This window comes from Rhizobium sp. SVR5-2C (genome assembly GCF_056755115.1).
This window is the reverse complement of record NZ_JBNDHT010000203.1, coordinates 1-8,247: the sequence shown is the minus strand read 5'-3', so window position 1 is coordinate 8,247 and position 8,247 is coordinate 1. Positions and strand designations below refer to the sequence as shown.

At 59.8% G+C, this 8,247-nt stretch carries 9 protein-coding genes; all 9 read right to left on the bottom strand.

From position 1 onward, the window contains the following. Nucleotides 1–267 precede the first annotated feature (267 nt). On the bottom strand, nt 268–1,326 hold the full coding sequence (locus ACPYOI_RS33270; protein WP_481416807.1) for a sn-glycerol-3-phosphate import ATP-binding protein UgpC: 1,059 nt from the start codon (nt 1,324–1,326) through the stop codon (nt 268–270). Then, a complete protein-coding gene (gene ugpE / locus ACPYOI_RS33265; protein ID WP_481416806.1) occupies nt 1,326–2,174 on the bottom strand; it encodes a sn-glycerol-3-phosphate ABC transporter permease UgpE in 849 nt (282 codons plus the stop codon). The genes ACPYOI_RS33270 and ugpE overlap by 1 nt, the downstream gene beginning before the upstream one ends. 9 nt (nt 2,175–2,183) lie before the next feature. Next, on the bottom strand, nt 2,184–3,065 hold the full coding sequence (gene ugpA, locus ACPYOI_RS33260; protein ID WP_481416805.1) for a sn-glycerol-3-phosphate ABC transporter permease UgpA: 882 nt from the start codon (nt 3,063–3,065) through the stop codon (nt 2,184–2,186). A gap of 62 nt (nt 3,066–3,127) precedes the next feature. After that, nucleotides 3,128–4,435 (bottom strand): sn-glycerol-3-phosphate ABC transporter substrate-binding protein UgpB, encoded by a 1,308-nt coding sequence (gene ugpB, locus ACPYOI_RS33255; protein ID WP_481416804.1) that lies wholly within the window; start codon nt 4,433–4,435, stop codon nt 3,128–3,130. A 274-nt stretch (nt 4,436–4,709) separates the two neighbouring features. Next, nucleotides 4,710–4,844, bottom strand: coding sequence for a hypothetical protein (locus ACPYOI_RS33250; RefSeq protein WP_481416803.1), 135 nt, complete (start codon nt 4,842–4,844; stop codon nt 4,710–4,712). 165 nt (nt 4,845–5,009) lie between these two features. Continuing rightward, the gene (locus ACPYOI_RS33245) at nt 5,010–5,996 is read right to left on the bottom strand and encodes an Ldh family oxidoreductase (protein WP_481416802.1); all 987 of its coding nucleotides are present in this window, start codon (nt 5,994–5,996) and stop codon (nt 5,010–5,012) included. A gap of 5 nt (nt 5,997–6,001) precedes the next feature. After that, nucleotides 6,002–6,769 carry a sulfite exporter TauE/SafE family protein gene (locus ACPYOI_RS33240; protein ID WP_481416801.1) on the bottom strand — a complete coding sequence of 256 codons (768 nt, stop codon included), beginning with the start codon at nt 6,767–6,769 and terminating at the stop codon, nt 6,002–6,004. A 43-nt stretch (nt 6,770–6,812) separates the two neighbouring features. Next, a complete protein-coding gene (locus ACPYOI_RS33235) occupies nt 6,813–7,964 on the bottom strand; it encodes a M20 family metallopeptidase (protein WP_481416800.1) in 1,152 nt (383 codons plus the stop codon). Between the two features lie 23 nt (nt 7,965–7,987). Beyond that, a partial coding sequence (locus ACPYOI_RS33230) for a penicillin acylase family protein (RefSeq protein WP_481423968.1) occupies nt 7,988–8,247 on the bottom strand: 260 nt, incomplete at its 5' end.

Here is an 8,247-nt window from a genome sequence, read left to right as displayed (position 1 = left end):
GGTCTAAAGAGCCGGAATCCAGTAAACTTGTCGGCGACGCCCATGCCTTACACGGTCCATATGATCGTCCCTCCCACGGACAATCGGTTATGACCTTTCCGCAAAAAAGGTATAACTACGCTAAACACGTCCCCAGAGGTGTTCCTTTACGTGCCGGGCCGCTAGTAGTTTAGTTGCGCATGCCCACACCCAGCAGAGATCGTAGCCTTGAACGATCGGCGGCCTTCCCAGCGGCCGGCCTATCGAGACAGATCGGTCTTGGTGTGATCAGTGCTTGCTGCAGGCGGCGATTATCCGATGCCCCTCCTTGTCGAAAAAATGTAAATCTTCAAGATCTGCCGCTATCGAAAGGCGTTCATCAATCGAGATCAGCGAACGGCCGGGGACGCGGAAGACGATGTCCTGTGTATTTGGCAGCGTGCCGTGCACGTAGCTTTCGGCGCCAACGAGTTCAACCGCACTCACACGGACTTCGGCGGTGAAATCGGCTTGCCGCTCAGTTTTGGCGAGCCGAAAGTTTTCCGGCCGGATCCCGATCGTTGCAGTTGTTGGTGGGGCCGAAATCGCTGCAGGCATGGTGGAGTTGCCGGCGATTTCCAGAAGATTCATAGATGGCGAACCGATGAAGGTCGCGACGAATGTCGTCGCGGGTCTTTCATAGAGTTCGATCGGCGTGCCGACCTGCTCGATCTGCCCATTATTCAGAACGACGAGCCTGTCGGCGAGCGTCATGGCTTCCATCTGGTCATGGGTTACATACACGCTTGTCGTCCCCAACGAACGTTGGAGCCGCCTGATCTCGACCCGCATCTGCACGCGCAGTTTCGCATCGAGATTGGAGAGCGGTTCGTCGAAGAGAAAGGCGGCCGGTTCGCGCACGATTGCGCGTCCCATGGCAACGCGCTGGCGCTGGCCGCCGGAGAGCTGCCGTGGCTTGCGCTCAAGGAAGGGCTCGATCTCGAGTGACCTTGCAGCCTTCAGGATGCGGCGATCGATGTCATCCTTCGGGACGTTGCGATTCTTCAGGCCGTAAGAGAGGTTCTGGCGCACGGTCATGTGCGGATAGAGCGCGTAGTTCTGGAACACCATGGCGATGTCGCGTTCGGAGGGCTCCAACTGGTTGACCGTGCGCTCGCCGATCATGATGTCCCCCGAGGTGATGCCTTCCAACCCCGCGATCATGCGAAGCAACGTGGACTTGCCACAGCCTGACGGGCCGACAAGAACGACAAGTTCGCCATCGCCTATGTCGAGCGAGATGCCCTTGATGATTTCCGTGCCGCCGCCATAAGTCTTGCGGACGTCCTTGAGCTTGATACCGGCCATTACTTCTCCGTCTCCACAAGACCTTTGACAAACCAGCGCTGCATGAGCACGACGATGACGATCGGCGGGATGATTGCGACGATCGCCGTCACCATCACGAAATTCCACGGCGTCGCCGCGTCGGCAAAATCCACCATCTTGCGAAGTCCAATGATGATCGTCGTCATCCGCGCGTCATTCGTGACGAGGAGCGGCCAGAGATATTGCGTCCACCCGTAAATAAAGAGAATGACGAAAAGGGCTGCGATGTTCGTGCGCGACAGCGGCAGCAGGATATCGCGCATGAAGCGGAATGGACCGGCATTGTCGATGCGCGCGGCTTCCACCAGTTCTCCGGGGATCGTCAGGAAGAACTGGCGAAAGAGGAAGGTTGCCGTCGCCGAGGCCATGAGCGGCAACGTCAGCCCGGCATAGGTATCGATCATACCGAGATCGACGATCACCTTGTAGGTCGGCAGGATGCGCACCTCGACCGGCAGCATCAGGGTGATGAAGATCATCCAGAAGAAACCCATCCGAAAGGGAAAGCGGAAGAAGACGATCGCGAAGGCCGAGAGGAACGAGATCGCGATCTTGCCGACCGCAATTGCCAGCGACACCACGAACGTGTTCCACAACATCCGTTCGAGGCTGACGCCGACGACGCGCTCGACGCCACCGGACAATGCCTCGCCATAGTTCTCCGCGAAATGCCCGCCTGGCAGCAGCGTGATCGGCGGGCGCAGGATTTCCGCCGAGGTCATCGTGGAGGCAACGAAGGTGTAATAGATCGGGAAGGCGACGATTATGATCCCGAGGATCAGCATCAAGTGGGCGAAAAGGGTGGCGAGGGGGCGCTTTTCAATCATCGACCGACCTTACGCGTAGTGGACCCGGCGTTCCACGAAGCGGAACTGGAAGGCTGTGAGCGCGATGACGATCACCATCAGGATAACCGACTGTGCCGCCGAGGAGCCGAGGTTGAGGTTCACGAAGCCGTCGTTGTAAACCTTGTAGACCAATGTCTCGGTGGCCCTGGCGGGGCCGCCGCCGGTTACCGAATGGATGATGCCGAAGGTATCGAAGAAGGCATAAACGGTATTGACGACAAGCAGGAAGAAGGTCGTCGGCGCCAGCAGCGGAAAGACGATGGTCCAGAAGCGCCGGTTGCCGCGCGCGCCGTCGATGGCCGCCGCTTCGATCAGGGATTTCGGGATTGCCTGCAGCCCGGCGACGAAGAAGAGAAAATTGTAGCTTATCTGCTTCCAGGCAGCCGCGACTATCACCAGCGCCATGGCCTGGTTGCCGTTGAGCAGCGGGTCCCAAAGGAATCCGTTGCGCCGCAGGAGATAGGCGAAGGTGCCCATGGCCGGATTGAACATGAAGAGCCACAGCATGCCGGCCACGGCGGGTGCGACAGCATAGGGCCAGATCAGCAGGGTACGGTAGAAACCCTGTCCACGCACGACCTTGTCGGCCGCGGTCGCAAGCGCGAGCGCCACGACCATCGCCAGCAAGGCGGTCGCTACGCTGAAGACAATCGTTACCTGCAAGGAATGAAGATAGTTTTCGTCGCCAAGCACCGACCTGAAATTGAAGAGTCCCGCGAAGCTGCTCTTTAGCCCGAAGGGGTCCTCGCGCTGTGTCGATTGATAGAGCGCCTGGCTCGCAGGCCAGAAGAAAAAGATGACCGTGAGCGCGATCTGCGGCGCCACCAGGAAATAGGGAAGGATCTTGTTGGGAAAGACGACACGCTGCAATGCGGCCTCCTGTAAAGCGGACGGAACGCCCGCGACCAAGAGGCCGCGGGCGACAGGAGATTTTAGTTGCCGAGCGCCTGCTGGATCGCCGCGTTGCCGCGTTCGACTGCCTTATCGAGCGCCGTCTTGGCGTCCTGCTTGCCGGCAAGCATGGCTTCGAACTCTTCGTTCATGATGTCACGCACCTGTGGCAGGTTGATCAGGCGAACGCCCTTGGAATTTTCCGTCGGAGCCTTGCCCATCATCTGCAGGATCGGCGTTTCGCGGCCGGGGTTCTTGTCGTAGAAGCCCGATTTTTTCGTCTCCTCGTAGGCTGCCATCGTTACCGGCATGTAGCCGGAAACCTGATGCAGGCGAGCCTGGATCTTGGTCTGCGAGAGGAAGTGGAAGAATTCGGCGATGCCCTTATATTCGGCATCCGACTTTCCAGCGAACACCCAAAGGCTTGCTCCGCCCGGAATCGTGTTCTGCGGCCGGCCTTCGCCCTCGTAATAGGGAAGCTGGCCGATACCGTAGTTCATCTTCGACTTGATGATGTCGCCAAGCCCGCCGGAAGATTCGGTCATGATCCCGCATTCGCCCGAGGTGAAGAGTTGCTTGGCTTCCGAGGTCCTGCCACCATAGCGGAAAGTGCCGTCCTTTGCGAGATCGGCGATTGCCTGGAAGTGCTGGACGAAAAGCGGCGAGTTGAACTCAAGCTTTACGTCAGTACCGCCAAGGCCGTTCTCGTTGGTCCCGTAGGCGACATTGTTCCAGGCGGCGAAGTTCTCGGTCTGAATCCAGGTCAGCCAGGTCGAGGTAAACCCGCAAGGGGCCGCACCGCTCGACTTGATCTTCTTCGCCGCCTCGAAGACTTCGGGCCAGGTCTTCGGCGGGGCCTCGGCATCGAGCCCTGCCTTCGTGAAGATATCCTTGTTGTAGAAGAGGATTGGAGAAGAAGAGTTGTAGGGGAAGGACAGCATCGTGCCGTCCGGCTTCGAATAATAAGCGACGATGCCCGGCAAATATTGCGACTTATCGAATGTGTAGCCGCCTTTCTTCAGGATCTCGGCCGCCGGCATGACGGCGCCCTCGGCGGCCATCATCAGGCCGCTGCCAGCGTCAAAGACCTGCAGGATCGCCGGCGGCTGCTTGGATCGGAATGCCGCGATGCCGGCATTGAGCGCTTCCGGATAGGTGCCCTTGAAAACGGGCACGATCTTGTATTCGCTCTGGCTCTCGTTGAATTCCTTGGAAAGCTGCTCGACGACCTCGTTGTTGGCGCCGGCCATGGCGTGCCACCACTGTAGTTCGGTAGCCGCGAAGGCATGCGGTGTGCCGGCCGAAAGCGTGATGGCTGCGACGGAAGCGAAAAGTAAACGTTTGGACATGGTTCCTCCCTGTGTTTGTCCGTTGCCAAAGATTGACAAGCCTCCCGCGCGACCCTCCTCGATCGTCTCGGAAATCCTGTCTGCCCTTTTCTGCCGAAAGCGAAAAGCTCCCGATGCAAAGCTGTGCATCCGAAAGAACTAGGACGCTTTCACGATCCGTCTAGCGGCCTGCCAAGGGCGGCGGTTTCTAGAGCGCCTCGTGAGCGCTGGCTCTCACGGTGAGTTGCGATATGAATATCGGTGATCTTCCAGTATTTCGATAAGAGCACAAGTATTATTTCAAGTTGGAAAACTCACATCCAGATGATCCGCCTTCGTCGTTGGCATCCGCGGCTGCGGCGCGGCGGTCGAAAAGGTCGTTATCTCTGGTGTTCTTCGCATCTTCAACCTGACGAGCTGTTGCTTGCATGCGAATTCCCGGTCGAGGGCTTCGTCCGTTCTCGTGCCAAGCCGAGTACGCGCTGACCGTTAAAGCGCAAATAACGGACACACCTGCGAAGATCCTTGAAGCGCTGACGGACGGTGATGAAAAGGCGTTTCGCGTTTCAGATAAGATGATGCGGCAGGCGCATCATCATGGGTTGATGAGTGCCGCCAATTCGTCGTCGATTTCTACTCCGGTCGTGAGCGCATCCCGCCGTCGGCCCTGGCTGCGTCGGCCCGGCAGGCGCACATTCGGGTCGGCCGTCATCGTCGACGCAAGCAGTGCAAAGCGCGAGGCCGTCCCGGCGCCGCCCGTTGCCTCGGGATCGATCGCGATGATCATCTGCCCGAGCTTAGGCGGGTTGCCGCGGTCATCGAAGAGGGAGGAGGCTTCAAAGGAATAATTGGTGCCGGTGAGGCTCGCCGCGAATATCTCGACCATGAGCGCCAATGCTGCGCCCTTCGCGTCGCCGAGAGGCATCATCGTCCCTTTCAGGGCTTCGCTCGGATTCGTGGTTGGTTTCCCCTCTATGTCGAGCGCCCAGTCATCCGGAATGTCGGTGCCCTTCTGGTGCGCCGCCATGATCCTGCCGCGCGCGACCTTGGACATTGCAAGATCGATGACGATCGGCTCATCATGCGGAAGTGGCGCCGCAAAGGCGATCGGATTGGTGCCGTAGACGGCGGTCTTTCCACCCCAGGGCGCCATGGCCGCCGGCGTATTGGCAAACATCAGCGCCACGAGTCCGCGCTCAGCGAAGCGCTCGACCGTCAACCCCATGACGCCGGCATGATGCGAGCGATGAATGGCGGCGACCGCAATGCCGGATTTCGAGGCGAGAGCCGGAAGCTTTTGAACGGCGAGATCGAGCGCCGGATAGGCAAAGCCGCAGCCAGCATCGATCCTGAGCACTGCAGGCGCACTCGACCAAGCAACCGGCGTGGCGAAACCATCGACCTTTCCCGCCTTGGCCTGGGCGGCATATGCCGCAAGACGCCGCAGGCCATGACCGCTTTGCCCGGCGGTCTCGGCCGCGACGAGAGCGACCGCGACCGATTTCGCATTTTCGGGGCTGACGCTGTGTCTCTCCAGCATCTGTGCGACAAGGCGCTCGGCTTCCGTGATGGACAGCAGCATTGCAATTAACTCCAGGCAAGGGCTTTCGGAATGGCCGGCAGTGCCAGTGAGGCGCCGGAGGCACAAAGCAACACGAAGACGATCCGTCTCAACGTCTTCGGCGACAGAGGCAACGGCATGCGCCGCGCCATGTGCGTACCGAGGGAGACGGTGATGATGGCGAAAAAGGCCGGCCAGTAAACTGGCTTCGGAAAGGTACCGTCCGCAATGACGACGAAAAGGCGTATCAGCGCGTTGATGCTGAAGATTGCCACCAGCGTCTCGCGGATTGCGGCGATCGGCAGAGGCTGACGGTAGAAATGATAGACGAGCGGCGGGCCGCTTGTCGAAAAAAGGCCGCTCATGATGCCCGAAAAGGCGCCGAAGAAAACGAAGGAGGACTTTGTTGCCTGCTTTTCCTCTTTCCTGGGCGGCATGACCAGTTGCAAGGCCGAGACGATGATCACGAGGCCGAGGATGATGCGCAGGTAGATGAGCCCGGTCGAGGCGAGATGATCGAGCAGGAAATAGCCGGCGACGAGCGTCGGCAGGCTCGCGCAGAGCACAAGCACCAGTTCGGTGCGCAACACGTCGCGCCAGCCCCTTATCATCATGATGGCAGCATTGACGAGCGTCAGCACGCCGGTAACGACCGCAGCATCGCGCAGCGGCATGACGGCTGTCAGGCCGACCGCGCCCATCAGCAGCAGCCCGAAGGCGAAGCCGGTCAAAGTCTGCACATAGGCCGCAACGCCGGCCATCAGCACGAAACCGATGATCTCAGAAGGTGTCATAATGCGGCGAACCTGGAAAGCGGTGGCGAGCCGTTGCTAGACATCAGAGATCGCCATTCAGGGTTAGCATTAGATTGGCAAGAAGCGCGGTGCGCACTGCAAGGCTGCTGACGAATATATATTCCTCGAATGTATGGGCGCCGGCTCCGTCGGCGCCGAGACCATCAAGGGTCGGCACTCCAAGTGCTGCGGTGAAGTTTCCGTCGGAGCCGCCACCGGTGCTGACGCCCTCAAGAGTGATGCCGAGGTCGGCGGCAAGCCTGGCAGTATGATCGAAAAGCCGCTCGCCCGCCTCCGACTGGGCAAAGGGCGGGCGGTTGACGCCTCCCTTGATCTCGATGGTGATATCGGGATCGACCGGCGTCAGGCTTTCGACCTTTTTCAGGATTTCGGCAGCCGTCTCATCGTCGGGAAGACGCAGATCGACTTGCATGTGGCATTCAGCCGGCACGATGTTGCGCCCGGTTCCACCATGGATTGTGCCGACGGTGAGGGTGATGCCGCGTTGCGCGTCGTTCAGGCTTTCGAGTTCGAGTACCAGTCGGGCGGCGGCGCGGATCGCGCTGCGCCCATCCTGCGGCCTGGTGCCAGCGTGAGAGGCGCGCCCGCGCACGAGGATGTCATACATGGCGACGCCTTTACGGGCGACCACGATCTTGCCACCGTCACGTGCCGGCTCGACTACAAGGGCGTAAGACGCATTGCGGGCATGATTCTCGATCAAGCCACGCGAGCTTGTGCTTCCCATTTCCTCATCCGGGATGAAAAGCAGATAGACAGGTAAATGCGTCCCGGCGCGCGCAGCAATTTTCATCGCTTCCAGCGCCATCAATGCTCCTGATTTCATGTCGTAGATACCGGGACCATAAAGCCTGTCGCCCTCTTGCCGCAGGGGCAGATTTTCCTTGATGGTGCCCATCGGATGCACCGTGTCGAGATGCGCTAGGATCAGCACGCCCCTTTCATTGCTACCGGCCGGGCGGGGCGACCGCACGGCGAGAATATCGCCGAAACCCAGCGCTCCCGGCGTACGCTCCGTCACGAGTCCGGCCTCCTTCGCGATCGCTTCCACACGGTTGGCAAGCCGGTTGACGGCCGCGGAATCGCGTGTCGGCGTTTCGATCTCCACCCAATGTTTCAACTCGGAGAGAAGCACTGCTTCATCGATATCTGCGGCGGAAATGGTGCAGGGCATGGGAGATCTTTCGAAAAGGGTTTTCAGGCGGGCAGAAGAAGAATGCAATGTTCGGTTTCGGCGGCAATCTTCTCGTCGCTGTAGAGCAGTGGCACATATCGCCCCTTTGCCCAGCCCTCGGCCAAATCCGCATAATGCAGCGAACGCGGATCGCCGGACTGGCCGGGCGTGTTGATGCAGACGCTGTTGTCCCAGTCACCGACATCCATGACGAGCCGCACCGACGCGCCGGCGCTGACGCCGAAATCGCTCATCCGGTAGCCGGCATGCATGGGCGTGGAGC

Coding starts and splice junctions, on each gene's coding strand:
- ACPYOI_RS33270 (WP_481416807.1), bottom strand. CDS start 1,326: ATGGCCGGTATCAAGCTCAAGGACGTCCGCAAGACTTATGGCGGCGGC.
- ugpE (WP_481416806.1), bottom strand. CDS start 2,174: ATGATTGAAAAGCGCCCCCTCGCCACCCTTTTCGCCCACTTGATGCTG.
- ACPYOI_RS33250 (WP_481416803.1), bottom strand. CDS start 4,844: ATGCAAGCAACAGCTCGTCAGGTTGAAGATGCGAAGAACACCAGAGAT.
- ugpB (WP_481416804.1), bottom strand. CDS start 4,435: ATGTCCAAACGTTTACTTTTCGCTTCCGTCGCAGCCATCACGCTTTCG.
- ACPYOI_RS33240 (WP_481416801.1), bottom strand. CDS start 6,769: ATGACACCTTCTGAGATCATCGGTTTCGTGCTGATGGCCGGCGTTGCG.
- ACPYOI_RS33245 (WP_481416802.1), bottom strand. CDS start 5,996: ATGCTGCTGTCCATCACGGAAGCCGAGCGCCTTGTCGCACAGATGCTG.
- ACPYOI_RS33235 (WP_481416800.1), bottom strand. CDS start 7,964: ATGCCCTGCACCATTTCCGCCGCAGATATCGATGAAGCAGTGCTTCTC.